Annotated in this window: 24 protein-coding genes; 4 read left to right on the top strand and 20 right to left on the bottom strand. The window is 68.8% G+C overall.

Going from position 1 to position 26865, the window contains the following annotated elements; all coding sequences use genetic code 11:
• Nucleotides 1–81: 81 nt before the first annotated feature.
• The 11 genes from PX653_RS08035 to PX653_RS08085 all read right to left on the bottom strand — a co-directional run bounded on the left by PX653_RS08035 (nucleotide 82) and on the right by PX653_RS08085 (nucleotide 10831).
• Nucleotides 82–501 carry a hypothetical protein gene (locus PX653_RS08035; protein WP_277417369.1) on the bottom strand — a complete coding sequence of 140 codons (420 nt, stop codon included), beginning with the start codon at nucleotides 499–501 and terminating at the stop codon, nucleotides 82–84.
• A 663-nt stretch (nucleotides 502–1164) separates the two neighbouring features.
• Nucleotides 1165–1887, bottom strand: coding sequence for an amidohydrolase family protein (locus PX653_RS08040; protein ID WP_277417370.1), 723 nt, complete (start codon nucleotides 1885–1887; stop codon nucleotides 1165–1167).
• 3 nt (nucleotides 1888–1890) lie between these two features.
• Nucleotides 1891–2457: a hypothetical protein gene (locus PX653_RS08045; protein ID WP_277417371.1), complete on the bottom strand. Its 567-nt coding sequence runs from the start codon at nucleotides 2455–2457 to the stop codon at nucleotides 1891–1893.
• Between the two features lie 45 nt (nucleotides 2458–2502).
• Nucleotides 2503–3294: a GIY-YIG nuclease family protein gene (locus PX653_RS08050; RefSeq protein ID WP_277417372.1), complete on the bottom strand. Its 792-nt coding sequence runs from the start codon at nucleotides 3292–3294 to the stop codon at nucleotides 2503–2505.
• Nucleotides 3291–4376 (bottom strand): aminotransferase class I/II-fold pyridoxal phosphate-dependent enzyme, encoded by a 1086-nt coding sequence (locus PX653_RS08055; RefSeq protein ID WP_277417373.1) that lies wholly within the window; start codon nucleotides 4374–4376, stop codon nucleotides 3291–3293. The genes PX653_RS08050 and PX653_RS08055 overlap by 4 nt, the downstream gene beginning before the upstream one ends.
• Nucleotides 4373–6553: an MSCRAMM family protein gene (locus tag PX653_RS08060; protein WP_277417374.1), complete on the bottom strand. Its 2181-nt coding sequence runs from the start codon at nucleotides 6551–6553 to the stop codon at nucleotides 4373–4375. The genes PX653_RS08055 and PX653_RS08060 overlap by 4 nt, the downstream gene beginning before the upstream one ends.
• A 25-nt stretch (nucleotides 6554–6578) precedes the next feature.
• Complete coding sequence (locus PX653_RS08065) at nucleotides 6579–7865, bottom strand: hypothetical protein (protein ID WP_277417375.1); 1287 nt, start codon at nucleotides 7863–7865, stop codon at nucleotides 6579–6581.
• A 5-nt stretch (nucleotides 7866–7870) separates the two neighbouring features.
• Complete coding sequence (locus PX653_RS08070) at nucleotides 7871–8608, bottom strand: hypothetical protein (protein WP_277417376.1); 738 nt, start codon at nucleotides 8606–8608, stop codon at nucleotides 7871–7873.
• A 93-nt stretch (nucleotides 8609–8701) separates the two neighbouring features.
• On the bottom strand, nucleotides 8702–9226 hold the full coding sequence (locus PX653_RS08075) for a hypothetical protein (protein WP_277417377.1): 525 nt from the start codon (nucleotides 9224–9226) through the stop codon (nucleotides 8702–8704).
• Between the two features lie 186 nt (nucleotides 9227–9412).
• Nucleotides 9413–10288 (bottom strand): dioxygenase family protein, encoded by an 876-nt coding sequence (locus PX653_RS08080; protein WP_277417378.1) that lies wholly within the window; start codon nucleotides 10286–10288, stop codon nucleotides 9413–9415.
• Between the two features lie 18 nt (nucleotides 10289–10306).
• Nucleotides 10307–10831, bottom strand: coding sequence for a Spy/CpxP family protein refolding chaperone (locus PX653_RS08085; protein WP_277417379.1), 525 nt, complete (start codon nucleotides 10829–10831; stop codon nucleotides 10307–10309).
• Nucleotides 10832–10981: 150 nt separating this feature from the next.
• Here PX653_RS08085 and PX653_RS08090 point away from each other — a divergent pair, with 150 nt between their 5' ends.
• Together PX653_RS08090 and PX653_RS08095 are read left to right on the top strand one after the other, a co-directional pair.
• The gene (locus PX653_RS08090; RefSeq protein ID WP_277417380.1) at nucleotides 10982–11683 is read left to right on the top strand and encodes a response regulator transcription factor; all 702 of its coding nucleotides are present in this window, start codon (nucleotides 10982–10984) and stop codon (nucleotides 11681–11683) included.
• 13 nt (nucleotides 11684–11696) lie between these two features.
• Nucleotides 11697–13178 (top strand): sensor histidine kinase, encoded by a 1482-nt coding sequence (locus PX653_RS08095; RefSeq protein ID WP_277417381.1) that lies wholly within the window; start codon nucleotides 11697–11699, stop codon nucleotides 13176–13178.
• Nucleotides 13179–13206: 28 nt separating this feature from the next.
• Here PX653_RS08095 and dcd read toward each other — a convergent pair whose 3' ends face one another.
• From dcd to PX653_RS08120, 5 genes are all read right to left on the bottom strand, one after another.
• Nucleotides 13207–13773, bottom strand: a complete 567-nt coding sequence (gene dcd, locus PX653_RS08100) for a dCTP deaminase (protein ID WP_277417382.1) — start codon at nucleotides 13771–13773, stop codon at nucleotides 13207–13209.
• A gap of 76 nt (nucleotides 13774–13849) precedes the next feature.
• On the bottom strand, nucleotides 13850–14680 hold the full coding sequence (locus PX653_RS08105) for an alpha/beta fold hydrolase (protein WP_277417383.1): 831 nt from the start codon (nucleotides 14678–14680) through the stop codon (nucleotides 13850–13852).
• A gap of 60 nt (nucleotides 14681–14740) precedes the next feature.
• Nucleotides 14741–17176, bottom strand: coding sequence for a DNA internalization-related competence protein ComEC/Rec2 (locus PX653_RS08110; protein WP_277417384.1), 2436 nt, complete (start codon nucleotides 17174–17176; stop codon nucleotides 14741–14743).
• 215 nt (nucleotides 17177–17391) lie between these two features.
• Complete coding sequence (locus PX653_RS08115; RefSeq protein ID WP_277417385.1) at nucleotides 17392–18414, bottom strand: LacI family DNA-binding transcriptional regulator; 1023 nt, start codon at nucleotides 18412–18414, stop codon at nucleotides 17392–17394.
• Nucleotides 18415–18468: 54 nt separating this feature from the next.
• On the bottom strand, nucleotides 18469–19818 hold the full coding sequence (locus tag PX653_RS08120) for an MFS transporter (RefSeq protein ID WP_277417386.1): 1350 nt from the start codon (nucleotides 19816–19818) through the stop codon (nucleotides 18469–18471).
• 324 nt (nucleotides 19819–20142) lie between these two features.
• On the opposite strand from PX653_RS08120, the gene gudD reads away from it, so the two are divergent.
• Nucleotides 20143–21483 (top strand): glucarate dehydratase, encoded by a 1341-nt coding sequence (gene gudD / locus PX653_RS08125; RefSeq protein WP_277417387.1) that lies wholly within the window; start codon nucleotides 20143–20145, stop codon nucleotides 21481–21483.
• A gap of 99 nt (nucleotides 21484–21582) precedes the next feature.
• Here the strand turns inward: gudD and PX653_RS08130 are convergent, their stop codons facing one another.
• From PX653_RS08130 to PX653_RS08145, 4 genes are read right to left on the bottom strand one after another with little or no spacing between them, the layout of a single operon-like run.
• Nucleotides 21583–22380: a TatD family hydrolase gene (locus PX653_RS08130; RefSeq protein WP_277417388.1), complete on the bottom strand. Its 798-nt coding sequence runs from the start codon at nucleotides 22378–22380 to the stop codon at nucleotides 21583–21585.
• Nucleotides 22381–22400: 20 nt separating this feature from the next.
• Complete coding sequence (gene lolD / locus PX653_RS08135) at nucleotides 22401–23084, bottom strand: lipoprotein-releasing ABC transporter ATP-binding protein LolD (RefSeq protein ID WP_371876469.1); 684 nt, start codon at nucleotides 23082–23084, stop codon at nucleotides 22401–22403.
• Between the two features lie 24 nt (nucleotides 23085–23108).
• The gene (locus PX653_RS08140; RefSeq protein WP_277417390.1) at nucleotides 23109–24371 is read right to left on the bottom strand and encodes a lipoprotein-releasing ABC transporter permease subunit; all 1263 of its coding nucleotides are present in this window, start codon (nucleotides 24369–24371) and stop codon (nucleotides 23109–23111) included.
• Between the two features lie 25 nt (nucleotides 24372–24396).
• Nucleotides 24397–25659, bottom strand: coding sequence for a lipoprotein-releasing ABC transporter permease subunit (locus tag PX653_RS08145; RefSeq protein WP_277417391.1), 1263 nt, complete (start codon nucleotides 25657–25659; stop codon nucleotides 24397–24399).
• A 152-nt stretch (nucleotides 25660–25811) separates the two neighbouring features.
• Between PX653_RS08145 and PX653_RS08150 the strand changes: the two genes are divergently transcribed.
• A complete protein-coding gene (locus tag PX653_RS08150; RefSeq protein ID WP_277417392.1) occupies nucleotides 25812–26840 on the top strand; it encodes a hypothetical protein in 1029 nt (342 codons plus the stop codon).
• Nucleotides 26841–26865 lie beyond the last annotated feature (25 nt).

Genomic DNA, 26865 nt, shown 5'->3' on the forward strand with positions numbered 1-26865 from the left:
AATACGAAGCGCGGCGCGTATTCACGCAGCCGCGCTCCTCAACGCTTCGACACGCCGCACTAGAACGGCGCGCTAGCCATGTTACTTGCTGCTAGCTCTAGCTCGTGCATGGTTTTTCTCGGCCGCACGCATGAGCGCCTCGTCGGCAGCACGTTCCAGAGCATCCTGCCGTGCTTGCTCCGCAGCTGCAGCGCGCGCTTGAGCTCGGGCTGCTTCAGCTTCTTGAGCTGCTTTGGTGGGATCTGGCTTCTCGGTAGCCTTCTCCACTACTGCTTCTACGATCTTTTCAGCGATCACTGTAGCTGCAATCTCAACGCCCTTCTTGACGATGGTTCCGACACCGCCGCCACCACCAATTGACGGGCCAGAATAGCTGCCAAAGCTGACGGAAGTTGAAGCGATACCGCCCCAGCTCCCTCCACGGCCGCCGTCAATCGTAACTTTTGGGATATCTACACCACCAGATACCAACTTCATTTGCTCCAGAGATAACTCTTGCATCTATAGTGCAATTTCAAAAATATTAACCACAATTTTCTATGTGGCGATTCAGGTCGGCCTAACTTCGACGTAACGGGCAGCCACTCTACAGATACGCGCAACGCTCGATATGTAGAGTATTTCCGTCCGCGCTGTCGAAATTGCAACACGACTTGTCAAATATTATACATATGTTTCCTTCGATGCAACCTTCTAATATTCCTCATTGCAAATATCGTTACATTGCTGTAATTCACATTTCATATGCTGGTTGTGACACTTCTCGCCATAGACCGTCGCGGGAGCTAGGCTATCCCGATAGCGTTGGATGCGGCGTGGGGGAACTGTTGCACGTAGTGGCGCGCCCAAAGTCACGTTGACGAGGCCCGCCGCGACGTCGAGAGGAAGGTGATCGGGGTGAGACGATCGATGTGCTACAGAACACATCGATGGCGTTCGAGGCATGGCAAGTGCCGTGGGAAGCGTGCTTGAAGTTGACTCATACGATCAAGATTGGTCCAATCCCGCCGGCGACATCGAGGCATACTCCTTGTTGCACAAGGCACCGGCCGCTGTTGTGGAGCTTTGTGTTGCGCAGTACCCTGCTTGACGACCGAGGCGGTCTAGACTTGCTGCAGCGCTTGTCTTGCTCATCGTCCGTGTCCCCGGATCGCGCGCTTTGTCTTAGCCAATCAGCCGTAGCAAGTTTCCACCCAAGATCAACGCCTCATCCGCCGCCGGCAGGCGCAGCAGCCGGATCTTGTGCAGCTCCAGCCCCGGGTGCAGCCATGGCCCGTCCGAGCCGAACAGCACCTTGTGCGCACCGGCACGGCGCACGGCTTCGGCCAGCAGGTCGAAGCGGCGGATGCCCGAGCTGTCCGTGTGGATGTTCGGATGCCGCACCAGGTGGTCGATCAGCGCGAGCTGCGCCTGCCACTGGTCGGCGAAGCTGCCCAGGTGCGGCAGGATGAAGTTCACGTCCGGGTACTGCGCCGCCAGCAGTTCGGCCACGTGCACCTCGCCCATCGGGTCGTACAGCACGGGCAGGCCGAACGCGCGGGCCGCCTCGCAGATCTCGGCGCTGATGGGTGCGTCGTGGCGGTGCACCTTGATGCCGACGAAGCCGTAGCGCTCCACCGCCACCCGCACCATCGCATGGATGCGGCCGCGGTCGCGCGCCGCATGCACGAACGCGAAGCCGAAGTAGCGCTCCGGATGCGCGGCGACGATGGCGGCCAGGGACTCGTTGGCCGCCGCGTAGTCCGAGTGGAACGCGGCCAGCAGCACGCTGCGCTCGATGCCGGCCGCCAGCGCGCGGCGGCGGTAGCGGCCCAGCGCGAGGTTGCTGTCCCACGGCCCGGTCAGGCCGTCGCCGGGCCCCGCATGGCAGTGACTGTCGATGATCATGGCTCACGCCCGCGCCGGCAGTTCGATGGCGGGCGCGTGCTGGCGCAAGGCCTGCAGCACCGCTTCCTGGGGCGAGCCGCCGTCCGCCGCCTGCTGCGCCGCGCTGCCGGCGATGCGCACGAAGCGGCGTGCCATCTCGAACTCCTGCTCCTCCATGTCCATGCCCTCGAATTCCATCTCGAGCGCCTTGGACAGCGCCGTGCCGGCCGCGCGCCCGATCATCGTGCCCACGCCGGGAATCGGAATCATCGAACCGAGCGCGCCGCCGACGAACGGCAACGCCGTCTTGGCGATTCCCTTCAATACCCCGCCCAGGGGCTTGGCGACCTTGCCGATGGCCGAGCCGACCCGCTTGAGGCCTTTCAATGCGCCCTTGAAGACGCTGCCGATGAACTGGTCCAGCTCCGCCTCGTTCGACACCGACAGCAGTTCCATCGTCAGCTCCAGTTCCTCCGCTTCGTTGAACGGCCCTGCGGCCGCCCAGCGCCCCTCCTGCTGTTGGAAAGGCAGGATTTCGAATGTCTCGCCACTCGTGCGGCACTGGCCGCAGCAGCATTGTTTCGCATGCATGATGTTCTCCTCGTTGCGTGATGGGGCGCCGTGCCCCCTTGTCCGTCATGGCTGAAGCTCGAATTCGGCGACCTGGTTGGTGGTCTCGCCCCGGTTGTGCGGCAGCAGCATCTGCGTGTTGATCGCCTTCTCGATGACGCGCCGCTGCGTCGGCGTCACGGCCGGCTGGGCCACGAACAGGCGGTAATTGCGCAGCGAGACCCCCAGCACGGCGCCGCCCAGCATGTGCTTGCGCACGCGCTCCTGCAGGTCGTCCGTCTCGCCCACGTAGGCCATCGGCTTGCCGCCCTTGCGGAAGACGATGATGTAGATCCCGGCGCCCGTCACCTTCCCGGCCTTGCGGAACGCGGCCAGCGTGCCCACGTCGCGGAACACGATCCCGGGCGCATGCGTCGTCAGCACGGTCGACAGCTTTGGCGGGATCTCGTCCTGCGGCGCCACGTCGTCGTCGCCGGCGGGCGGCAGGTCGACGGTGTCGAACGGCGGCCCGTCCTGCGGTGGCTCCCAGGGGTCTTCCGGCGCCGGCGCGCCCCAGCGGCCCGGATCGCTGACCATCACGCCGACCGGCCAGCCGCCATAGGCCGGTCCCCAGTACGGACCCGGCGGCCGCGGCGGCCGTGACGGTGGCCTGGTGGGCGGCCTCGCTGGCGGCCGCGGCTTGCCAGGCCGTCCGACGACACGGCCGCCACCGCGCCCGCCGCCCGGGCGCATTCCGCCCCGTCCGCCCCGCCCGCCGCCCGCGCGTCCGCGCTCTTCCTCCAGCTCGGCCGCGCCGCCCCATTCATCCTGCCCGCCAAACGGCAGGGTCTCGAATTGCTCGCCTTCGTAGTCGTTCATGTCAGCTCCCTCAGCTCTTTCAGCTCATGTACCTTTGCCCTCGTCACCACCCTTGCCAGCACTTGCGCCGCCCTGGCGACGTCGGTCGGCGCGTGGTCGGCGCGCAGCAGGAACGTCAGCCGCGCCCGCCCTGCCCGGTATTGCGGCAGCGCCAGCACCCCGGCATGGCACAACGCCGCATGGGCGGCCGCCAGGTCGGCGCCTGCTGGCAGCGTTACCGACTGCACCGGAAACGCCCCGCCATCGCACGGCAAGCCGGCCCCCTGTGCCGCGGCGCGAAACTGCGCCACCCGCTGCGCCAGCGTACGGCGCAATGCATCGCCGCAGACCGCGTTGATGCGCAGCGCGCGCCGCGCCGCCGCCACCACCGCTTGCGACGGCGGGCTGGCATGCAGCCGCGTGTCGCTGACGCGCTCGAAGCGCCGGACCCAGGCCGCGCCGCCGGCCAGCACGGCCAGCGGCACGCCGAATGCCTTCGCCAGCGATGCCCCGACCAGCACCGGCATGCCGGCGATGCCATGGCGCCGCGCCGAACCGCCGCCGTGCCGGCCCAGCAGGCCCAATGCCTGCGTGTCGTCCAGCAGCAGCAGGCCGCCATGGCGCTGCGCCACTGCCGCATAGGCCGCCAGCGGCGGCGCCTGCGCCGCGCCGGGGCTGTAGCCGTCGGCCAGGATCAGGGGCCGCCGGCCGCTGTCGTGCCAGGCCAGCGCCAGCCGTTCCAGCCCGGCCACGTCGCCATGGCCGAAGGTGCGCAGCGGCAGCCCCAGGCCGGTGGCCCGTTCGGCGCCCCAGCGGGCCACCGGATACGCGGCGCCGTCCACCAGCAAGGCAAAGCGTTCGCGCCCCAGCATGCCGAACAGGTCCCAGAACAGGTGCAGCGTGGACGGCAGCAAGGTGGCGGCCGCGCAGCCCTGCAGCCGTGCCAGCGCGGCCGCCACCTCGCGCGCGCCCGGCACGTCCTGCAAGGCCGCCGGCTTGCCCAGCGTGAGCGCATCCCAGCCGTCCAGCGCACAACCCGGGTGGCGCAATCCCAGGTACAGCGCGCTGGTGAAGTCGAGCGGACCCGTGGCAGCGGCGCTCACGCGCTGCGCTGCTGCTGCGCGAGGCGCTGGCGCAGCAGCACGGAGGGCAGCGTTGCCTCGCCGGCCGGATTGCCCGAATCGACCGACAGGTCGACCCCCGTCGCGGCGCGGTAGGCATGGATATAGCCCTGCGCCTGCGGGCGCCAGTAGCGCGCCCAGTTGAACGCCTGCGTTGCCTCGTACACGTCGCTCCAGTGGCCGAAGCGGATCGACAGCAGCAGCTGCTCGCCGAAGATCGCCAGGTTACGGAAGTGCATCACGCTGGTATCGCTCCACATCTGCAGCTTCTTCATCGCGTCGACGCGGTCCATCCACGGCTCGGGATAGGCCACCATCACGCGGGTGGGCAGGAACTCGCGGAACTCCGGCCGCGCCAGCAGCCATTGCTGCATCAGCATCTCGATGCGGGCAGTGGACGGCAGGTCGCCATACTGGTTGTGGGCACCCTGCGACAGGATCAGGTGCACTTCCTTGAGTGCGTTCAGGATCGGGAAGGCGTCGGCCTTGACGGTGGTGTCGTCGTCCTGCTTGTAGAACTGCGTCAGCAGCCGCAGCAGGTGGTGGAACGCTTCCAGGAACTTCGAGCGGCTGTCGGCCGGCTGCGTGTTCCTGACCGCCTTGCCGTCCAGCCGCATGCCGTACAGGTGCAGGTACTCGTGGTTGCGGCGCATCACCGTCAGGCGGTGCTGTTCGTCCTGCGTGTAGCCCCACAGCAGGTTGTTCAGCGGGCGCAGCATGTCGATTTCCGTGTTCGCCAGCGGGTCGTTGACGCCGGGGCCGCGCAGGTTCTGGAAGCGCTGCGTGATGACGTTCATCGTCTGCACCAGCATGCCCTCCTCCTGCCAGTAGTTCCAGATCAACTCGATCATGCAGGGGTTCGTCAGGCGGTCCTGGATGATGCCGAAGCACAGTTCGGCCTCCTCGTTCTGGTTCGGCACCAGCACCGGTACGTCCGGCAGCTTGCGCCGGATCACCGCCAGGTACGGCAGCATCTTGGTGCCGCCCACCGATTCCAGGTAGTCCTGCACCAGCGTGTCTTCCAGGCTGCCGTTGGCGGGAATGTCGCGCCGGTCCAGGTAGGCGTTGTCGTTGACGGGGTCGAACGCATACGGCGAGCGCAGCACGCCGCAGTTGACCATCACGAACGCTTCCGTCGCGGCCTTCAGCACGCGGTAGGCTTCCGAGTCCGTGAACGGCAGCGCGCGGCGGGCCTTCAGGTTGTGGTAAGCGGCCGTCTTGGCGCCGAAGCGGGCCCGCTCGAACGGTACCGCGGCGCTGTCGCCCTGGGGGGTGCAGAACAGCTGGTCGAGAAAGTCCATGTAGTTGTTGAACGACAGCGCTTCCGTGCTGTTGCGGATCAGCGTCCACAGCGCCAGGTCCTCGGTCGGCTCCGTCTCGGTGCGCGACAGCGAGACGCCGATGTTGCCGGACACCGGCTGCGGCGTGCGCTCCTCGGCGTCGAACGACGACGACAACGCCAGCCGGGCGCCGTCGCCGGCAACGCTGGACGCCGCGATGATCCCTGGCGTGGACACCACGCCGCCGGCGCGGCGGGCGAACACCAGGTCGGCGCCGAAGCGGTAGCGGCCGGGCTTCCGGATCATCTGCGCGGCCGAATAGGCCTGGCCGCTGCGCGGCTGCCAGAGCTCGTCCACTTCCAGCACGACCTCGGTGCCGAGCGCCTTGTCCATGCCGCGGAACACCACGTCGACGATGGCGCGATTGCCCACGAAGGCGCCGTCGGTGCGCTGGCTCTGGCCGGGCGGCTCGAACGAGAGCTGCATCTCCGGATCGATGTCGAGGTCCATGAAAAGCTCGTGCTGGCCGCCCTGGTCGACCTTGACCTGGCCGACGACCGGCCGGTTGTCGGCGAACGGCGTGACGTGGTCGAACAACACGAAGTGGACGCCCGGCTCCAGGTTCGTGAACGAGACGATGCCGTGGGCACCCGTCCGGTCCACCTTCAGTTCCTCGTGCAGGGTCGGCTCCCAGTTCACCAGATGCGCCTCGCCCGACGTCTGCAGCAGGATGCCCTGGGCATCCCTGCCGTGATACAGCCGCAGCGTGGCGCCGACCAGCGGCGTGCCGCTGCTCCGGTCGCGCACCGTGACCTTGATCGTTCCATGCTGCTGCGCGGGGCCGGCCGCGCTTGCCCTGGCCATTTTCCTGGTACTCATGTCGCTCTCCTAAAAGGTTATTGCACTACGCTGTCAATCGCTGCCGCTGCCTGCTGCCTGCCTGCAGCGCGCTGCGCATGGCCCACTGCGTCAGCAGCCGTTCCAGCAGCACGCTTTCGTCTTCCGGTGCCAGCAGGCCGTCGGCCCTGGCCTGGCCGATCACGGCCAGCACCAGCGACGGCGCGCTGTCGTACATGCGCTGCGGCGCCGCATGCCACCAGCGGAACAGGCGCGCCAGCACGGCCGGCTGGCGCTCGCGCACCGCCATCGCTTCCGCCAGCGAGGCGCCGCGCAGCGCGCGCGGCCGGTGATTGGCCAGCAGCCCGGCCACCGCCGGCAGGCTGGCCGTCAGTTCCTGCAGCAGCCGCCGCTCCGGTGCCGCCAGGCCATCCGTCGGATAGAACGCGTCCCACGTGTCCTCGATGCGCGTCCATTGGGGATGCGGATACAGGAGCCGCCCCAGCGCGCAACTGAGCTTCACGCGCAGCCACGGGACCGGATGGGGATCGTCGCCGTTGAGGCGGAACACGAACACCCGCGGCAGGCTGAGCACACCGATCAGGCCCAGTGTCGCCACCACGCCAACCCGTGCCAGCGACCAGAAGTCGGCCACCACTTCGGAAATCCAGCGTTCCCACAACCGCCACACATGGGGCGGGCCGCTGCCGCCATGCTGCAGCGCCTGCAGCACCGGCCGCAGCGACGCCACCAGGTCCAGCAGCGCGGCGCCCTGGTGGCCCACCTCGTGCACCAGCGACGAGGCGATGCTGCTGCCGATCATCCGTTCGCGCGGCACGCGGATGATGGCGACGGGGTTCTCGCCGCCACCCGGCAGCCGCGTACGGGCGCGGCGGATCGCCGCGCCGGGTCCCCGGTCCAGGTAGCACACCAGCGGCGGCGCGTCGAAGTAGCGGCCGGGCAGGCGCAGCGCGTCGGCCGATACCACGTCCAGCCCCGCCAGCCAGACCCCGTTGCCATGCTCGCTGCGCTGCGTGACCACGTCGATGAACAGGTCGAACTGCGTCAGCGCGGCATTGAACTGCAGCCGTACGATGGTGAAGCGGCGCTGCGCCTGCGCCGCGCTGGCGCGCCGTCCGCCCGGTCCCTGCAACCAGGACAGGAACTGCCGCACCAGCGCGCGCAGGGTGCGCCGGCCCAGGGTCAGGTGACGCTCGATCGCGCCCTGGGCGGCGTCCGGCAGCGCCGCTGCGGGCACCATCGGCTCGATCAGCGCGAAGGGCTGCATGCGGTCCACGCGGTTCAGCAACGAGCGCGCTTCCTGGGCCAGCAGCCAGGCGGCATACGGGCGCATGATCGTCAGGCGCCGTACAGCACGATCTTGCGGCCCTGGCGGATCCAGCGTCCGCTGCGCCCGCCGTTGGCGCCGCCGGCACCACCCATGCCGCCCATGCCGCCCGTGCCGGGGCCGCCCTGGCGACCCTGGCCGCCCTGTCCGGCGCCAAAGCCATTGCCCGCCTTGCCACCCTGGCCCAGCAGGCCGGGAGCGAACTGCTTTGCCGCCGCCGTCGCGGCTTGCTGGGCGATCTGGCGCGGATCGCCGCCGCGGGCCTGGCCGGCCTTGTTGACGGTGTCGGCGGCCAGCCGCACGAACGTCTTGGCGCCCTCGAACTCACGGTCCTCGCCGGACAGTTCGCCCTCCGCCTCCAGGCCCAGCGCGCTGCCGGCGGCCGAGGCCAGCCCGCTGCCGATCTTGGCGCCCAGCGGACCGCCGAAGTAGCCGCCGATGGCGCCGCCGGCCAGCGGGATCGCCTTCTTGGCCACGCCCTTCAGTACGCCGCCGACGGCCTGGCCGATCGGTGAACGGATCGCGTTGCCGGCCACCGAGGCGGCCTTCTTCAGGAAGGTGCTGAGGAACTGGTCCAGTTCCTGTTCGTTGGTGACGGCCAGCAGTTCGTTGGCCAGTTCCATTTCGTCCGCTTCGGACAGCAGGCCGCCGCCCTCGCCGGACCATTCGCCCTGGCCGAACTCGTACTGTTCCATTTCAAAGCCGGTTTCCTGGCCATATTCCAGGGTGGTGCGGTCGATGTCGTGCATGATGAGCTCCCATTTCGGTTGACACTGCGTTGAAAACTGCGGATACCACTCACTGTGCGGACCGCCGGAAGGCCGCCCGCGTTCGTTCTTCGATCAATTCCACGGGCCCAGCCGGGCGGCCTGGCGCTGCCGGCGCAACAGGCCGGGCGCATGGCGCCGCGCCGCGTGCAGCAGCGCCAGTTCGACGGCGCGCCGCGGCGGTTGCCCGGTGCGCGCCTGCGCCTGGTCGACGGTGTCGCCCGCCAGCCGGACGAAGCGCCGGGCCACCTCGAATTCCTTGTCTTCGGGGCTGAGGCCTTCCACCTCGAGGCCGAAGATGGCCGCCGCCTTGCGTTTCAGGTCGGCCGGGGCGCGGGTCGCGTTGAGCGGGAACACCTGGTGCGCCGCGCGCCGCAGCAGGTCCGCGACCGGGCGGGCCACGGGGCCACCGAGCCCGCCGCGCGCCACCAGGTCGTGCAGCACCGCATCGAGCGCCGCCGGCGTCTGCGCTTCCAGCAGTTGCGCGGCGAACGACATTTCGTCGTACTCGTCGCGCAGGGCCTCGTCGGCCTTTCCTGGCGCGGCCGGGCTGGCGCCAAATTCCATCTCGGGCTTGTAATCGATCAGGCGACGGTCCATGACGCTTTCCTCCGGGCGGCGCCGCGAAATGCGGTGCCATGCGGGGAGTAGTGCAAGCGGCGTGCCAAGGCCGTTGACGCAGGGACGTGCGGGGTGGGTGCCGGCGCGCGGCGAAAAGGACTTCGCCCGGCACGGCGGCCGGGCGAAAACAGGCGAAACGACTTTCGCCCGGTGGGTACTGCCGGGTCAGGCGACGATGGCGACCGTCAACGTGGCGACATAGCCGTCGGTGGGATTGCCGCTCAGGGTGGCCAGCTGCAGCGCGTAGCCGTCGCTGAACACGTTATCGGTCGCAAAGCTCATCTGCGCGAGGTTGCGTACGCTGGCGCTGTAGCCGCTTGTCGCGTAGACCTCGTTGCAGGTCGCCAGCGGGAAGGTGAACTGGGACGTCTTGATGCGGTTGGCGGCGCTGGCCGCCTTGGCCAAGGTCGGGTAGACCTCGAAGTGGATGTGCGGCATGCGCCCCGCATAACAGCCGGGGAAGATCGTCGTAAACGCGATGTCGCCGTTGGCATCGGCCTCCTGCACGCCGCGCAGGTAGTTCTGGTTCGTCACGCCGGCCGAATAGAGAGAGTAGTTGCCGTCGCGGTCGCAGTGCCACAGGTAGACGGCAAAATTGCCGGCCGCCGCGCAGGCGTTGTTGGCGTTGACGATGCGCAGCTTGACGGTCAGCGGCACACCCGCCGCGGTACCGCTGGCCGCGCCGAAGCTGGCGCGGATGTCGCTGCGCACGACGCCGCCCTGCGTCAGCACGTTGACGACACCGCCGCTGTTGCTGTTGGTGCCGTCGGCCGGGTACGGGCCGCCGGTTTCCTCGGGGATGACGGCACAGCTGCCGGTGGTCGTGGTCGTCGAGGGCGTCGTGGTGGCTGGCGCGGTGGTGCTCGTGGAGTCGGTGCCGGTCGTTGCGGTCGAGCTGTCCGTGTCCGCGCTGCCGCCGCAGCCCAGCAGCGGCAGCGCGGCGGCGCCCGCGAACAGCCAGCGCAGCGACCGGCGCCGGCCCGCGGCCGTGTCCAGCATGGCCTGCAGGTCGTGTTCCAGGCCGTGATCGTGGTATTCCATGGTGCTCTGCCCTCCGGATCAGGGACGCGCCAGGCGGTCCGGACGCAGCTTGGCCTCCTCCACCTGCTTGCGCTGTTCGGCCGTCAGCACGGCCAGTACCTTCTGCTCCGTGCGCAAGTGCTGCAGCGTGATGTTGGCCATGGCCTGGGCGGCGGCCTGCGCCAGCTTGACGGCGGCCGCGTCGTCGTACTTCGCCGCGCCGTGCAGCTCGAACAACGCGCGTTCGGCCTTCTCGTGCGCCTTGTGCTGCTCGCGCAGGTAAGGCGCCTGGCCATGGACGAGCGCGAAGATCCTGTCCTGCTGTGCCTCGCTCAGGTCCGGGCCGCGCAGGAACGGCAAGGCGCCGGTGCCGGGCATGCCGCGCAACCCGCGCGGTCCGTCCAGGTCCTGGCCCTCGTGCAGGCCTTGATGCCCCGGCGGGCCTGCGTGACGGCGCGGCGCGGGACCGCCATCGTCGCCATCCACGGCGGCATGGCTCGCGCCAGGCAGCATCAGGGTAACGGCAGCCAACAGGGAAAGCAGCATCTTGTTCATATGGTTCATCGGGCACTCCAGGTAGTTACTCGGGAGGCGTCATTGTCGGCAGCGGGCCTGTAAAGCGCGGTTAGCGGCTTGTAAAACCGGGTAAAACCGCCGGGCCGGGCACGCCGCTGCGTTATCATGGTTCGCGATGACACCCACCCAGAAGTTGCGATGAACGCTGTAACGAGCAAGGTTTTGCTGATCGACGACGATGTCGAACTGGTCGGCATGTTCCAGGAATACCTGGAGCAGGAAGGTTTCGAGGTCAAGACGGTCCACGACGGCGAGGCGGGCACCGCCTGCGCGCTGACGGGCCAGTACGCGATCGCGATCCTGGACGTGATGATGCCCCGCATGAACGGACTGGAGACGCTGCGCCGCATCCGCGCGGCCAGCCGCATGCCGATCCTGATGCTGACGGGCCGCGGCGACGACACCGACCGCATCGTCGGCCTGGAACTGGGCGCGGACGACTACGTGACCAAGCCCTGCACGCCGCGCGAACTGACGGCGCGCATCCGTGCCATCCTGCGCCGCACCCAAGGTTCGCCGATGGACCAGCTGGCATCCGCGCCGCTCGTCGTTGGCCAATTGACGATGTGGCCGGAGCAGCGCCGCGCCACGTGGGCCGGTACCACGCTGGAGCTGACCAGCACGGAATTCAACCTGCTGGAAGTCCTGGCGCGCAATGCCGGCAAGCCGGTCAGCAAGAACACGCTGTCCGAGCAGGGCCTGGGCCGGCCGCTGGCCCGCTTCGACCGCAATATCGACGTGCACCTGTCCAGCCTGCGCCACAAGCTGGGCACCCTGGCCGACGGCCGCTCCTGCCTGCAGACGGTGTACCGGATGGGCTACCAGCTGATCCGCGACTAGGGGGCGACAGCGCATGGGCCGCCTGTTCTGGAAGTTCTTCCTGTCGATCCTCCTGGCGCAGATCGCCGCCACCGTGGGCATCGGCGGCGCGGTGTGGCTGAAGAACCGCGCCAGCGCGCAGGAGCGCCGGCTCGACATCGACCGGGGCCCGCCGGCCGAGATCGCGATCGAGGCGGCGGCCGCCACGCTGGACGCGGGCGGCCCTGTCGCCCTGGCCCGGCTGCTGGACAATATGGGACGGCACCGCGTCTTCGCCGTCGATGCCGCCGGCAAGGAGCTGCTGGGCCGCATCGTCGATCCCGCCATGCTGGCCGAGGCGCGCGCGCTGCTGGCCAAGGGCGATACCCGCGTGGTACGCAAGGTAACGCTGCCGGACGGCCACCAGTACGTGCTGTTCCTGCCCGCGCGCCAGCGCCAGGGCGGGCTCGATGCGGCCGACACGCGGCCGCTGCTGGCCGGCAGCGGCCTGGGCGGCCTGGCGGGCGTCGCGCCGCGACCGCCGCCCGGAATGGAAGCAGGCGCGCAGGCCGGCTCTCCCGGCAGGCCGCCCGACGCGCGCGGTCCCGGCGGTCCGGGAGGTCCCCATGGCCCGCGCTTCCGTCCCCTGACGCCGTTCGTGCCGCTGGCCGCCGCGCTGCTGGCCAGCCTATTGTTCGCGGCACTGCTGGCGTGGTACTTCGCGCGACCCATCCGCTCGCTGCGCCAGGCGTTCGAAGCGGCGTCGCATGGCGACCTGGCACCCCGCTTTGCCCACGCGGGCCGGGGCGGGGACGAGTTGAGCGACCTGGGACGGGACTTCGACCGCATGACGGCACGCCTGCGCGGCCTGATGGACGGGCAGACCCGCCTCCTGCATGACGTCTCGCACGAGCTGCGTTCGCCGCTGGCGCGGTTGCAGGCCGCCATCGGCCTGGCGCACCAGAAGCCGGAACGCATGCTGGCGTCGCTGGAGCGGATCGAACGGGAGAGCGTGCGCATGGACCGGCTGGTGGGCGAGCTGCTGACGTTGTCGCGCCTCGAAGCGGGCGCGCTGGCCGCAAGCCGCCAGGAAATCGACGTGGCCGAACTGCTCTACCAGATCGTGGCGGATGCGCAGTTCGAAGCGGCCGCGCAGGGGCGCAGCGTGGTGCAGGAAGGCGAAGCGGAGGTAACGCTGCTGGGCGAGCCGGATTTGCTGGCGCGCGCCATCGAGAACGTGGTGCGCAACGCCATCAAGCACAGCCCCGTGGGTGCGACGGTGACCGTGGCCGCGCGGTCGGCCGGGCCGCGCCTGCACGTGCAGGTACTGGACCGGGGACCGGGCGTGGCGGCTGGCGACCTGGCGACGATCTTCCAGCCGTTTTTCCGCAGCAGCGCCACGGAAAAGGACGTCGAAGGCCACGGCCTGGGCCTGGCGATCGCGCAGCAGGTGGTGCAGCACCACGGTGGCACCATCGCGGCCAGCAACCGCGAGGGCGGCGGCCTGTGCGTGGAGATCGTGCTGCCGCTCGACTGAGCGGCAGCACGGGAAGGCACAGGAAGGATCAGGCCTTCGGCAAGGTGACGCCGTGCTGACCCTGGTACTTGCCGTTGCGGTCCTTGTACGACGTTTCGCACACCTCGTCGCTTTCGAAGAACAGCACCTGCGCGCAGCCTTCGCCGGCGTAGATCTTGGCGGGCAGCGGCGTGGTGTTGGAGAACTCCAGCGTCACGTAGCCTTCCCATTCCGGTTCGAACGGCGTCACGTTGACGATGATGCCGCAGCGGGCGTACGTCGACTTGCCCAGGCATACCGTCAGAACGTTGCGCGGGATGCGGAAGTACTCGATCGTGCGCGCCAGCGCGAACGAGTTCGGCGGAATGATGCAGACGTCGCTCTTGATGTCGACGAACGAATTGGAATCGAAGTTCTTCGGGTCGACGATGGTGCTGTTGATGTTGGTGAAGACCTTGAACTCGTCGGCGCAGCGGATATCGTAGCCATACGACGAGGTCCCGTACGAGATCACCTTGCGGCCCGCCTCGGCGCGCACCTGGGCCGGCTCGAAGGGCTCGATCATGCCGTGTTGTTCCGCCATCTTGCGGATCCATTTATCGCTTTTAATCGTCATCTGCTGTTATCTGCTGTGCTTACGTTTCGTTTGCCGGACGCCCTCCGCGCGGGCGGAAGGCAAGATGGCAGGGATTCTACGCGATTGGCGCGGATGTTTCGACAACTTTAGACGGGAGCAGCTCGGCGATCATGTCGCGGATCGCCTGTGCCGTCAGCGCCGGCGCCTCCATCGGGAACAGGTGCCCGCCCGGCATCGTGCGAAAGTGCGGACCGACCAGCGCGCGGGTCGCATCCAGGCCCGCCAGGCGGTTCTCCTCGGACGTACGGCCCGCCAGGTAGCCGGCCGGTATCGGCAGGCCGCGCGCGACCAGGCGGCCGATATGGTGCGGCAGCGACTGGTACACGGCCGTCTCGTTCTCTCGCGTGAAGCGCAGGCGCACACCCCCGTCGCACGGCTCCAGCCCCGCATCGAGATAGTCCTGCAGGACGCCAGGGGCCCAGGCGGCAAACAGTTCCTTGCTGGCGAAGTGGCGCAGCGCATCCTCCACGCTGGGCCAGCGGTCGCGCCGCCTGACGGACAGCCGCGCGGGCGACAAGCGTTCGCCCAGCCCGACCGTCTTCGCCACGCGCCACAGGCCGGCCCGCCAGCCTGCCACGACGGGCGAATCGAGCATCACAACGCAACGCGCCAGCTCGGGCCGGCGCGCGGCCGCCATCAGGCTGAGCATCCCGCCCAGCGAATGGCCGACCAGGATGACGGGCTCGCCCCGGTAGCGGGCGACCAGCTCGTCGACCAGCTCATCGACGAGGGTATCCCAGCCGTCGCGCACGGGATAGGCGGGATTGTGGGCATGCCGGTCGAGGGCCGCTACGTCGAAATCCTCGGACAGCAGGGCAAACAGCTGGCGATAGGTGCCGGCCGGGTAGCTGTTGGCGTGCGAAAAATGCAGTGTCGGTTTTGTCATGCAGGCGATTGTAGGGGCAATTCGGAGGAAAGTCTGGTGGGGAGATTCTAATGGGTGCGTTCAACGGCCGTGCCAGTAGCGCGGCTGGACCGTGCGCTGCCGCGTGACGGCGACCGACTGGTCCAGCAGTACCGTCACGGCGCCCGCCTCGTCGGTGCGCACGCGTTCCACGTCCAGGACCCGATAGCGCTCGACCACGGCCGCCTTGGGATGCCGGTAGCGGTTGCGATAGCCGACCTGGAACACGGCGATACGGGGCTGCACGGCGGCGAGGAAGGCCGGTGTCGACGACGTGCCGCTGCCGTGATGTGGCACCAGCAGCACGTCGGCACGCAGGCTCGCACCGGTGCGCGTCACCAGTTCGGCTTCCTGGTCCGCCTCGATGTCGCCGGCCAGCAGCACCGCTCCACCCGGCGCGCCGATGCGCAGGACGCAACTGCGCGCGTTCGATTTCAGGGAGGGATCGGCATGGCTGGCCGCCGTCGGGTGCAGGATATCGAAGCGGATGCCATCCCAGGTCCAGCCCTGCCCGGCCGCGCATTGGACGTGACGCGGCGACGCCCGCGCTACTGGATGCGCGCCGGGCAAGGACGACAGCAGCCAGCCCGTGCGCACCGCCTGCAGCAGGGACTGCGCGCCGCCCACGTGGTCCGTGTCGCCATGGCTGACGACAACGCCGTCCAGCCGGTCGATGCCGCGCCAGCGCAGGTACGGCGCGATGACGCGGCCGCCCGCGTCGGCATCGGGCCCGTACGCCGGTCCCGTGTCGTACAGCAGGCGGTGGCCGGACGTCTCGACCAGCACCGCCATGCCCTGCCCTACGTCGAACGCGACAAGCCGCACGGTGCCCGGCGCCGGCGCATCCGCCGGTGCGGCCAGCAGCGGCACCCAGGTGGCCAGGCCCAGCCAGCGATTGGGCCAGCCGCGCGGCGCCAGCAGCCAGCCAGTGCCCGCCAGCGCCAGCGCGAACAGCCACCAGGGCGGCGCCGGAGCCGTCCAGATGGCCAGGCGGCTGGCGCCGAGCCACCGCAACGAGGCCGCCAGCAGCTCGACCAGCCAGTGCGCCGCCAGCAACAGCGGCGTCGCGAACGGTTCGGGCAGCACGCCGCCCGCGAGTGCCAGCGGCGTCACGAGCAGGCTGACGACCGGGATCGCGATGGCGTTGGCCAGTGGGCTGACGAGCGACACTTGCGCGAACAGCAGCATCGTCAGCGGCACCAGGCCGAGCGTGACGGCGTACTGCGTCAGCGCCGCGCCGTGCAGTGTCCGCAGCAGGCGCTGGCGCCGGGTCAGCGGCCGGCCGCGCCGGGTCTGGCCGGCGGGCGCGTCGGCGGGCGGCGCCTGCTTGTGCACGGCCGTGCGGCCGGCCGTCGCATACAGGATCAGGGCGACCGCGCCGAACGACAGCCAGAAGCCGGGCCACATGACGGCCCACGGGTCGAGCAGCACGACGACACCCGCCGCCAGCGCCAGGATGTGCGTCACGCCGGGCAGGCGGTCGGTCCACAACGCCAGCGCCACGACACCCAGCATGTACAAGGTGCGCTGCGCCGGCACGCCGAAGCCGGCCAGCAGCACGTAGCCCAGCGCCGCCAGCATGCCGGCCAGCGCCGCGACCCGCTGCGCCGGCAGCCGCAACGGCAGCTGCAGTGCCGTCATGAAGAAGGAGCGCCGCCACAGCCACGATGCTGCGCCGGCCGCCAAACCCGCGATCATCGTGATGTGCAGCCCCGAGATGGAGATCAGGTGGCCGATGCCCGTACGCGTGAAGACCTGCCAGTCCGCCTGGGCGATGCCGCGCTGGTCGCCGACGACCAGCGCGACGATGACGCCGGCGTACGGGCGGCCCGCCAGCGCCGCCAGGATGCGGTGGCGCAGCTTGTCGCGGGTGCGCGCGATCACGTTGTGCGCGGTCGGCACGAATGCCGCCAGGCGCCGGTTCGGTCCTTCGCTGCGCACGTAGCCCGTCGCGCGGACGCCCTGCTCCAGCAGCCACAGTTCGTAATCGAAGCCGCCCGGGTTGGCGTTGCCGTGCGGCCGCTGCAGCCGTATTTTCAGTTGCCAGCGCTCGCCGGGACGAACCGCCGCGGCCGGGCTGCTTTCGCCGCCGTACCAGGACAGTGCGACGCGCGGCGGCACGGCCATATGCGCCGGTGCCAGGGCCATTTCGACGGCGAAATGGAAGCGCGTGCTGTGCGCGCCCGCGGCGGGCAGGCTGTCGATGGTGCCGACGACGAGGACGTCGCGGCCTTCGTCCTGCGCCGCCAGGCCAGGCGCCAGGGTCCGGGTGGCAACGAGGGCGGCCCAGCAGAAGCCGGCCAATGCGCCAGCCGCCGCCTGCAGCATCAGGCGCCAATGCCCAACCGTCCAGCGCTGCGCCAGCGCGACCGCGCAACACGCCAACACCAGGCATGCCAGCGTCGTGGCGCCGGGCAGCGCCGGCTGCACCTGCAGCAGCCCACAGCCACCCACAAAGCCCAAGATCGTGCCGCGCATGCGCCACTCCTGTCGTTGGCGCCTGGCGCCGAGGTGTCACGATAGGCCGGGATGGCGACGGCATGCCTTGCGCTGCGTCAGGTCGGCTGTCGGTGTGGACAGGTCCGCCCGTTCCGGCCCGCCTACAACTGCGCGGTGTGAAGAGGGTGATGCTTGAAGAAAGATGCGCGTCGACCGGGCCAGGATTTCGGTGTTGAAGGCGCCCGGCGGCGACGTTACGTACTCCCCCGCTCGATCAACTGGAACCCCGTATCCGTCACCTTCTCCATCTCCCCCGCCGCCGCCCCCAGCCTTTCGAGGATCGCCTGCGCAGCCAGCGCCCCGATGGCGACACCGTCCACCTTTACGCTCGACATCGGCGGGAACGTGTGGGCGGCGAAATTGAGGTCACCGAAGCCCAGCACCGCCAGTTGCTCCGGCACGCGCAGGCCGCGGCTGGCCGCTTCCGTCATGGCGCCTTGTGCCAGCGTGTCCGAGCTGCAGACGACGAGTTCGACGTCGGGATGTGCCGCCAGCAGTCGGGCGCAGCCCTCGCGGCCCAGCTTCAGGCTGGCTGGCACGGGCACCGTCTCCGTGGCGACGACGTTCAGTCCCCGCCGGGCCAATTCCGCCTGCAAGCCGAGATTGCGGCGTGCGGCGCGCGGGTCGCTGGCCGTCAGGATGGCGATGCGGCGGTAGCCCTTCTCCACCATGCGCGTGGCGACCGTGTGGCCGACCGCTTCGTGCGAGAACCCCACCAGCATGTCGATGGGGAACGGCGTCATGTCCCACGTTTCGACGACGGGAATGCCGGCACTCTCCAGCCGGCGCCGCGTGTTATCGGAATGCAGGGTGCCCGTGACGATCAGGCCATCGGGCCGGCGACTCAAGACCGTCTCGACCAGGATCTCCTCGCGCCACAGCTCGTAGCCGGCAAGGCCCAGCATCAGCTGGTAGCCGCCTTCGGTCAGCTTGTCGCTGGCCGCCTGCACCATGTCGGCAAAGATCGGGTTCGCGACGGTCGGCAGGATCAATGCCACCAGCTTGGTGCGGTCGGGCGTGACGGGCGCCGGCGGGCGGCTGCGGGCGTAGCCTGTTTCCCGCACCGCCGCCTGGATCTTCGCCAAGGTGCCGGGCCGCACCAGGTGCGGCTGGTTCAGGGCGCGCGACACCGTGATCGGCGATACGCCCGCAACGCGGGCGACGTCGTTCAGCGTCGCGCTGGTGATGTGGGGCTCGTCGGGCAGCTGGGGATCCATGGTCGTTGCGGTCGGGCGAAACGCCGATTCTACCCGACCCGCGGCCCCTTACGGCTACCGGAATTCGAAGCGGCGGATGTCGCCCACGACGAACAGGTAGCACAGGATCGCCACCAGGGCATTGGCGCCGACGAACACCAGCGCGCCGGCAAACGAGCCGGTGGCGTCGAGGATGTAGCCGATGGCGATCGGCGTCGTGATGGCGGCCGTATTGCCGAACGTGTTGAACAAGCCGCCGCTCAGACCACCCGCCTCCTTCGGCGACGTGTCCGACACGACGGCCCAGCCCAGCGCGCCGACGCCCTTGCCGAAGAACGCCAGCGACATCACGGCCACGACGATCCAGTCCTGCTCCACGTAGTTACAGACGATCATGCTCATCGCCAGCAGCATGCCGCCCACGATCGGCGTCTTGCGCGCCACCGACAGCGAGGCCCCCTGCTGCAGCATGCGATCCGAGATCAGTCCGCCCAGGATCCCGCCCAGGAAGCCGGCGATGGCGGGCAGCGCCGCGACGAAGCCCGCCTTCAGGATCGTCATGCCGCGCTCCTGCACCAGGTAGACGGGGAACCACGTCAGGAAGAAGTACGTCAGGGTCGTGATGCAGTACTGGCCGATGTACACGCCCAGCAGCATGCGGCTGCCCAGCAACTGGCGGATGATGGGCCAGGTGTCGATCCGGGCCGTGCCGCGCTGGCCGTTCTCCAGATCGACGAGCGCCCCGCCCTGCTCCAGCAGCGCCAGCTCGGCCGCATTGACGCGCGGGTGCTGGCGCGGACCGTGCACGCTCTTCAGCCAGACCAGCGACATGCCGATGCCCAGCGCGCCCATCACGTAGAACACGCTTTCCCAGCCATGGCTATGCACCAGCCAGCCCATCAGCGGTGCGAACAACACGGTGGCGAAATACTGGGCCGAGTTGAAGATGGCGGCCGCGCGGCCCCGCTCGTTGGTCGGGAACCAGGCCGACGTGATGCGGCTGTTGCCGGGGAAGGAAGGCGCCTCCGCCGCACCCACCAGGAGGCGCAGGCAGAACAGCGCCGCCACCGCCGCGCCGCCCGTCAGGAAGCCGACACCGCCCATCAGCAGCGTAAACAGCGACCACAGGAAGATGCTGAAGAAGTACGTGATCTTGGAGCCGAACCGGTCCAGCAGCCAGCCGCCTGGCAACTGGGCCAGTACGTACGACCAGCCGAAGGCGGAGAACACGTAGCCCATCTCCACCGCGGACAGGTTCAGCAGCTTCTTCAGCTCGGGCCCGGCAATCGAGATCGTGGCGCGGTCGGCGTAATTGATCGTCGTAACGATAAAGAGGATGGCAAGGATGCGCCACCGTACGTTGGTGGCGCGGGCCGGTGGCAGCTCGGGCTTTGCCAGCGGTGTTTTCAGTTGCTGCGTCTGCATAACGTCTCCTGGTCGATGCATGGGGGCGGGTCGCCCGCTTGGCCTTGGCGGCACGCGGGTCTGATCCCTTCGCGATGACACATCATTTTCTATCATCGTCGTTTGACACAGTATAAGCAGGATTCCAGGGAAAAGGCAAATTGCACAGATATCGCTAATATGCTTTCATTTCAATAGGTTATAACCATATTTGCCGTCGAGAATGGAAATATATCTGATCGGCTTGCACGCTCGCAGATGATGTACTACCATCCATTAAGGCCGAAACGCTCGGCCTACGAGCATAATGCGTCATTTTCTATCATAGAACGATCAGGAGACCCCATGAATCAATCCGTCCACGGCACGCCCGCGATCACCGGGCTGCGCGTCGTGCCCGTCGCGGGCCGCGACAGCATGCTGCTGAACCTGTCCGGTGCGCACGCCCCCTACTTCACCCGCAACCTGGTGATCCTGACGGACAGTGCGGGCAACACGGGTGCCGGCGAAGTGCCGGGCGGTGAAGCGATCCGCGCCACGCTGGAGGAGGCGCGCACGCTGGTCGTCGGCCAGTCGATCGGCAACCACCATGCGATCCTGAACAAGGTACGGGCCGCGTTCGCCGAGCGCGACGCGGCGGGGCGCGGCAACCAGACGTTCGACCTGCGCGTGGCGATCCATGCCGTGACCGCGCTGGAAGCGGCGCTGCTGGACGTCCTTGGCAAGTTCCTGGGTGTGCCCGTGTGTGCGCTGCTGGGCGACGGCCAGCAACGCGACCAGGTGGAGATGCTGGGCTACCTGTTCTACGTGGGCGACCGCACGGCCACCGACCTGCCCTACCATGCCGACCCGGAAGCGCAGGACGACTGGCTGCGCCTGCGCCACGAACAGGCGATGACGCCGGAAGCCGTCGTGCGGCTGGCCGAGGCGGCATATGCACGCTACGGCTTCAAGGACTTCAAGCTGAAAGGCGGCGTGCTGCGGGGCGAAGAGGAAATCGCGGCGGTGACGGCGCTGGCCGAACGCTTCCCGGAAGCACGCGTGACGCTGGACCCGAACGGCGGCTGGCTGCTGAAGGATGCGATCCGCCTGTGTCGCGACCAGCATCACGTGCTGGCCTATGCGGAGGACCCGTGCGGTGCCGAGAACGGCTACTCGGGCCGCGAAGTGATGGCCGAATTTCGTCGCGCCACCGGCCTGCCGACGGCCACGAACATGATCGCCACCGACTGGCGCGAACTGGGCCACGCGATCCAGTTGCAGTCGGTCGACATCCCGCTGGCCGACCCGCACTTCTGGACGATGCAGGGCTCCGTGCGGGTGGCACAGCTGTGCAAGGAATGGGGCCTGACGTGGGGCTCGCATTCGAACAACCATTTCGACGTGTCGCTGGCGATGTTCACCCACGTGGCGGCGGCCGCGCCGGGCCACATCACGGCGATCGACACGCACTGGATCTGGCAGGACGGCCAGTACCTGACCACCAATCCGCTGCAAATTGTCGGTGGCAAGGTCGACGTGCCGACCGCGCCGGGCCTGGGGGTGGAGCTGGACATGGCGGCGGTGGAAGCGGCGCACGAGCTGTACCGCAACATGGGACTGGGCGCGCGCAACGACGCGGTGGCGATGCAATACTTCTTCCCGGGGTGGACGTTCGATCCGAAGCGCCCGGCGTTCGTGCGCTAGGATAGGGTCTGTCCCCGCAGGGGGCTGACCCTGAAGTTGCTGGCGGACCGGGCACTTGAACTCCGGGGTCAGTCGCCGTTGGCGACAGACCCCAGGACCTCAAGCGCCAGCGGGCATCCGCGGCATCACCGCCCGCGCATTGGCAGTGGTGGCGGCACACACCTCCTCTACCGCCACCCCGCGCAACTCGGCCAGCACCGCGGCGATCGCGGGGATCTGCTCCGGCGCATTGACGCCCGGGTGCAGCCACTGCGGCGCGATGTCCGGCGCATCCGTCTCCATCACGATGCTGGCCAACGGCAGCTGCGCCGCCAACCGGCGGATCTGCAGCGCGCGCGTAAACGTCAGGTTGCCGCCGAAGCCCAGCTTGAACCCCACGTCGATATAGCCCTGCGCCTGCTGGAAGCTGCCGTTGAATGCATGGGCGATGCCGCCGGCGGGAGGAATCTGGCGCACGTGCTTGAGCACCTGGTCCTGCGACTTGCGCACGTGCGTGAGGATCGGCAGGCCGAACTCGCGCGCGATCTTCAACTGCTCACGGAAGAAATACACCTGTTTCTCGCGCATCGCCGGCTCGGCCAGGTGCGGCAGGAAGAAGTCCAGTCCCACTTCGCCGATGGCGACGAAGTTCGGATCGGCCATCGCCGCCGCCACCCGCGCGCGCATCGTGGCCAGGTCGCCTTCGCCGGCCTGCGGTACGCAGATCGGGTGGATACCCAGCGCGTAGCAGGCGTTCGGCGCCTCGCCCCCCAGGCGGGCGACAGCATCGAAATTGTCCACCGCCACGGCGGGAATGACGATCATCGACACGCCCCGCGCCGCCGCATCGGCCGCCACGCGCAGCGGTGCGCCGCCGAACTCGCGGGCGTCCAGGTGGCAGTGCGTGTCGATCCACATGATGCGCCCCCGTTTCCTGTCTATGCCGGCCGCAGGCCTTCGTCCGTCATGCGCAGCATGCGGTCGCAGCGCCGCGCCAGTTCGGCATCGTGCGTGACGATGACGAACGCCGTGCCCAGGTTGCGCGACAGCTCCAGCATCAGGTCGAAGATCTGCTCCGCCGTGGAGTGGTCCAGGTTGCCGGTGGGCTCGTCGGCCAGCACGCAGGCCGGCTGCGTCACCAGTGCGCGCGCCAGCGCGACCCGCTGGCGTTCACCGCCGGACAGCTCGCCCGGCACGTGCGTCACCCGCTTGCCCAGGTTGACGCGCTCCAGCATCTGGCGCGCCTGCTCCTGCGCCGCCGCGCGCGGCATGCGCCGGATCATCAGCGGCATCGCCACGTTGTCCAGCGCGGAGAACTCCGGCAGCAGGTGGTGGAACTGGTAGACGAAGCCCAGCGCCTCGTTGCGCAGGTCGCCCCGCGCCGTCTCCGACAAGGTGGCGAAATCCTTGCCGCGCAACGTGACGTTGCCGGTGCTGGGCGTGTCGAGCCCGCCCAGCAGGTGCAGCAAGGTCGACTTGCCGGAACCGGAGGCGCCGACGATGGCGACGCGCTCGCCCCGGTGCACGGCGAAGTCGATGGCGCGCAGGACGTCGACCCGGTAGCTGCCCTGCGTGAAGGTCTTGCCCAGGTTGCGGCAGGACAGGACCGCGTCAGTGTTCATGTTCATGGTGGTCATAAGTGTAAGTCATTCGTAGCGCAGGGCCTCGGCCGGCTTGACGCGCGCGGCCCACCAGCTGGGGTACAAGGTGGCGGCAAACGCCAGCAGCACGGAGACGGTGCCGATGGTCGTCACGTCCGGCCAGCGCATGTCGGACGGCACGGTATTGATGTAATAGATGTCCTTGGACAGGAACTGCACGCCGAACAGCTGCTCGATGAACGGCACGATGACGTCGATGTTGAGCGCCACCAGCACGCCACCCGAGACGCCCAGCACGGTGCCCAGCAGGCCCACCAGCGCGCCCTGGATGACGAAGATCTGCATGATCGAGCGGGGCGACGCGCCCAACGTGCGCAGGATGGCGATGTCGGCCTGCTTGTCCGTCACCGTCATCACGAGCGTGGAGACGAGGTTGAACGCGGCCACCGCCACGATCAGGGTCAGGATGATGAACATCATGCGCTTTTCCGTCTGCACGGCGGCAAACCAGTTGGCGTTCAGCTTGGACCAGTCGCGCACCGTGACGTGCGCCGGCATCAGTTTCTTCAGTTCTTCCGCGACCTGTGGCGCGCGGTGCATGTCGGCCAGGCGCAGGCGCAGTCCGGACGGGGCCTGCATGCGCAGCATGCGCTGGGCTTCCTGCAGGTGCACGAAGGCCATGCCCGCGTCAAATTCCTGGTGCTGCGCCGAGAAGATGCCGACGACGGTAAACGAGCGCATGCGCGGCACCAGGCCGGCCGGCGTCACGGTCCCCTGCGGCAGCACCATCGTCACCTTCTCGCCAACGCTGGCGCCCAGCGCGCGGGCCAGGTCGACGCCCAGCACGATGTTGAACTCGCCGGGCTGCAGCGCGGCGAAGCTGCCGGCCTTGACGTGGCCGGCCACGTCCGACACCTGCGACTCCTGCTCCGGCAGCACGCCGCGCACGATGGCCGGGCGCAGCGCCTCGCCGCCATGCATCAAGCCGGCCTGCGTCTCCGAGAACGGCGCGGCGCCGCGCACCTCGGGATGGCGCAACGCGACCTTGGCCTGCTCCTGCCAGTCCGGCATGCCGGCGCGCGCATCGAACACCTCGACGTGCGCCAGCACCGACAGCATGCGTCCGGTGACGTCCTTCTGGAAGCCGTTCATCACGGACAGCACGATGATCAGCGCCGCCACGCCCAGCGCGATGCCGGCCGTGGAGATCAGCGAGATGAACGAGATAAAGCTGTTGCGGCCGCTGCGCTTGCCGGCCCGCGTGTAGCGCAGGCCCACCAGCCACTCGAACGGCAGATTCTTCAACATGGATCGGTCCTCGGTATTCTGATGGTTATTCGTAGCGCAGCGCGTCGGCCGGCTTGACGCGCGCGGCCCACCAGCTGGGGTAGATCGTGGCCAGCAGCGCCAGGCCGACGGCGGTGGCGCCGATCGCGGCCACGTCGCCCCAGCGCAGGTCGGACGGCACGGCGCTGATGAAGTAGATGTCCTTGGCCAGGAACTTCACGCCCAGCACCGTCTCGATGGCGGGCACGATGACGTCCACGTTCAGCGCGATGGCCACGCCGCCCGCCACGCCCAGCACGGTGCCCAGCACGCCGACCAGCGCGCCCTGGATCATGAACACCTTCATGATCGAGCGCGGCGAGGCGCCGAGGGTGCGCAGGATGGCGATATCGGCCTGCTTGTCGGTGACCGTCATGACGAGGGTGGCGACGAGGTTGAACGCGGCCACGGCGATGATCAGGGTGAGGATCACGAACATCATGTGCTTCTGCGTCTGCACGGCCGCGAACCAGGTCGTGTTCAGCTTGGACCAGTCGCGGATCAGCAGCTCGCCCGGCATCGTGCCCTTGAGCTGCTGCGCCACTTCCGGTGCCTGCTGCATGTCCTGCACGCGCAGGCGCAGGCCGAACGGGCCGGCCAGCTTCAACAGCTGCTGGCCGTCCTCCAGGTGGACGTAGGCCAGCGCCGAGTCGAATTCGTTGTGGCCCGCCTCGAAGATGCCCACGACCGTGAAGGTGCGCATGCCGGGCGCGCTGCCCGACAGGCCGCCCTCGGCCAGCGCCATCGCCACCTTGCCGCCCACCTTGACTTCCAGCGCCTTGGCCAGCTCGATTCCCAGCACGATATTGAACGCGCCCGGCTTCAGCTCGGCGAAGCTGCCCGCGCGGACCTGGCGCACCACGCCTGATACCTTCGGTTCCTCGTCCGGCAGGATGCCGCGGATGACGGCGGGACGCAGCACGTCGCCGCCGTGCGCCAGCAGCGCCTGCGTCTCGACGAACGGCGCGGCGCCCCGCACCTCGGGATTCTGCATCGCCGCGCGGGCGGTCGCGCGCCAGTCCGTCATCGGCCCGCCCATCTGGTAGATCTCCACGTGGCCCAGCACCGACAGCATGCGCGCCGTGACCTCCTTCTGGAAGCCGTTGTAGACGGACAGCACGATGATCAGGGCGGCCACGCCCAGGCCGATGCCGGCCATCGAGATGGCGGAAATGAAGGAGATGAAGCTGTTGCGGCCGCTGCGCTTGCCGGCGCGCGTATAGCGCAGGCCGACCAGCCACTCGAACGGCGGATTACTGAAAAAGCTCATGGGGCGGACGTGTTTCGATCGCGAAAGTGCGCAGTTTGCCATATAAACAGCATTTCATGCTGGGAAACACCATTCATCCGTGACCCGCCCAACAGAAGGCGGCGCCAGGGCGCCGGTTGAGGCATGGGCATGAAAAAACGTACAATGGCGGGATGCCTGCCACCACCCTCATCGTTCCGTTCGCCTTGCCACCCGCGCCGATGGCGCCCGACCTGGTCCGCGCCATGCAGGCGCCCGCGCTGGCCGCGCTGCTGTCGCGCCATGCGGCGCAGTCATTCCATCCATTCGAAGCGGACAGCCGCGTGCTGCCGCACGAGGCCTGGGCGGCCCACGCACTGGGCCTGGCCGGGGCGCCGGCCGGCGCGGATGCGGGCGCGCCCGTGGCGGCGGCCGTGATGGCGGGCCACGGCATGGCGCCCACGGCCGGCCACTGGTTCCTCGTCCATCCGGTGGCGATCCACGTGGGCAGCCACCTGCAGATGTCGGATCCGCGCCAGTTGCAACTATCCGAGGCGGAAGCCCGCACGCTGTTCGAGTCCGTGCTGCCCCTGTTCACGGACGATGGCCATGAGCTGGTCTATGCGGACCCCCACACGTGGTTCCTGCGCGCGGACGCGTGGGCGGGCCTGGACACGGCCTCGCCGGACGCGGCCAGCGGCGACAACCTGCATGCCTGGATGCCGCGCGGCGACGCTGCCCGGGCCTTCCGCCGCCTGCAGAACGAGGTGCAGATGCTGTGGTTCGCCCATCCGCTCAACGCCGCGCGGCAGGCCCGCGGGCAGGCACCGATTAATTCGTTCTGGCTGTGGGGTGGCGCGGACGCCGCCCGGCGGCCCGCGCCGGCCTCGCTGGCCACGGCGGCGGTACCGGACTGGCTGGCGCGCCTGGCGGCGCCGGAACGCCGTGCCGCCACGCCCGCGCAACTGCGCGCCGGCGACGTCGTCGTGCTGGGCGAAGCGCTGGCGGCCGGCCTGGCGGAAGACTGGGCACCGTGGCTGGACGCGATGGCCCGCCTCGAGCAGGACTGGTTCGCGCCGCTGCTGGCCGCGCAGCGCGCCGGCACGGTCGGCGAAGTGACGCTGGTGCTGACGCACCGCGACGGCTGGCTGACGACGCAGACGAGCAAACTGGCGCAGTACCGCTTCTGGCGCGCCGTCAACCTGAACAACCTGCTGACCTGAGCCGCCTCGTCGCCTCGCCGCAACC

This window comes from Pseudoduganella chitinolytica, assembly GCF_029028125.1.
GTDB lineage: Bacteria > Pseudomonadota > Gammaproteobacteria > Burkholderiales > Burkholderiaceae_D > Rugamonas > Rugamonas chitinolytica.

Excerpts from the sequence above, each read along its gene's own strand:
- PX653_RS08115 (WP_277417385.1), bottom strand. The coding sequence starts at position 18,414 with ATGGATCCCCAGCTGCCCGACGAGCCCCACATCACCAGCGCGACGCTG.
- PX653_RS08130 (WP_277417388.1), bottom strand. The coding sequence starts at position 22,380 with ATGTGGATCGACACGCACTGCCACCTGGACGCCCGCGAGTTCGGCGGC.
- PX653_RS08110 (WP_277417384.1), bottom strand. The coding sequence starts at position 17,176 with ATGCGCGGCACGATCTTGGGCTTTGTGGGTGGCTGTGGGCTGCTGCAG.
- PX653_RS08050 (WP_277417372.1), bottom strand. The coding sequence starts at position 3,294 with ATGAACGACTACGAAGGCGAGCAATTCGAGACCCTGCCGTTTGGCGGG.
- PX653_RS08070 (WP_277417376.1), bottom strand. The coding sequence starts at position 8,608 with ATGCACGACATCGACCGCACCACCCTGGAATATGGCCAGGAAACCGGC.
- gudD (WP_277417387.1), top strand. The coding sequence starts at position 20,143 with ATGAATCAATCCGTCCACGGCACGCCCGCGATCACCGGGCTGCGCGTC.
- PX653_RS08140 (WP_277417390.1), bottom strand. The coding sequence starts at position 24,371 with ATGTTGAAGAATCTGCCGTTCGAGTGGCTGGTGGGCCTGCGCTACACG.
- PX653_RS08045 (WP_277417371.1), bottom strand. The coding sequence starts at position 2,457 with ATGCATGCGAAACAATGCTGCTGCGGCCAGTGCCGCACGAGTGGCGAG.
- PX653_RS08060 (WP_277417374.1), bottom strand. The coding sequence starts at position 6,553 with ATGAGTACCAGGAAAATGGCCAGGGCAAGCGCGGCCGGCCCCGCGCAG.
- PX653_RS08145 (WP_277417391.1), bottom strand. The coding sequence starts at position 25,659 with ATGAGCTTTTTCAGTAATCCGCCGTTCGAGTGGCTGGTCGGCCTGCGC.
- PX653_RS08085 (WP_277417379.1), bottom strand. The coding sequence starts at position 10,831 with ATGAACCATATGAACAAGATGCTGCTTTCCCTGTTGGCTGCCGTTACC.
- PX653_RS08080 (WP_277417378.1), bottom strand. The coding sequence starts at position 10,288 with ATGGAATACCACGATCACGGCCTGGAACACGACCTGCAGGCCATGCTG.
- PX653_RS08090 (WP_277417380.1), top strand. The coding sequence starts at position 10,982 with ATGAACGCTGTAACGAGCAAGGTTTTGCTGATCGACGACGATGTCGAA.
- PX653_RS08095 (WP_277417381.1), top strand. The coding sequence starts at position 11,697 with ATGGGCCGCCTGTTCTGGAAGTTCTTCCTGTCGATCCTCCTGGCGCAG.
- dcd (WP_277417382.1), bottom strand. The coding sequence starts at position 13,773 with ATGACGATTAAAAGCGATAAATGGATCCGCAAGATGGCGGAACAACAC.
- PX653_RS08150 (WP_277417392.1), top strand. The coding sequence starts at position 25,812 with ATGCCTGCCACCACCCTCATCGTTCCGTTCGCCTTGCCACCCGCGCCG.
- PX653_RS08035 (WP_277417369.1), bottom strand. The coding sequence starts at position 501 with ATGCAAGAGTTATCTCTGGAGCAAATGAAGTTGGTATCTGGTGGTGTA.
- PX653_RS08120 (WP_277417386.1), bottom strand. The coding sequence starts at position 19,818 with ATGCAGACGCAGCAACTGAAAACACCGCTGGCAAAGCCCGAGCTGCCA.
- lolD (WP_371876469.1), bottom strand. The coding sequence starts at position 23,084 with ATGAACACTGACGCGGTCCTGTCCTGCCGCAACCTGGGCAAGACCTTC.
- PX653_RS08075 (WP_277417377.1), bottom strand. The coding sequence starts at position 9,226 with ATGGACCGTCGCCTGATCGATTACAAGCCCGAGATGGAATTTGGCGCC.
- PX653_RS08040 (WP_277417370.1), bottom strand. The coding sequence starts at position 1,887 with ATGATCATCGACAGTCACTGCCATGCGGGGCCCGGCGACGGCCTGACC.
- PX653_RS08065 (WP_277417375.1), bottom strand. The coding sequence starts at position 7,865 with ATGCGCCCGTATGCCGCCTGGCTGCTGGCCCAGGAAGCGCGCTCGTTG.
- PX653_RS08105 (WP_277417383.1), bottom strand. The coding sequence starts at position 14,680 with ATGACAAAACCGACACTGCATTTTTCGCACGCCAACAGCTACCCGGCC.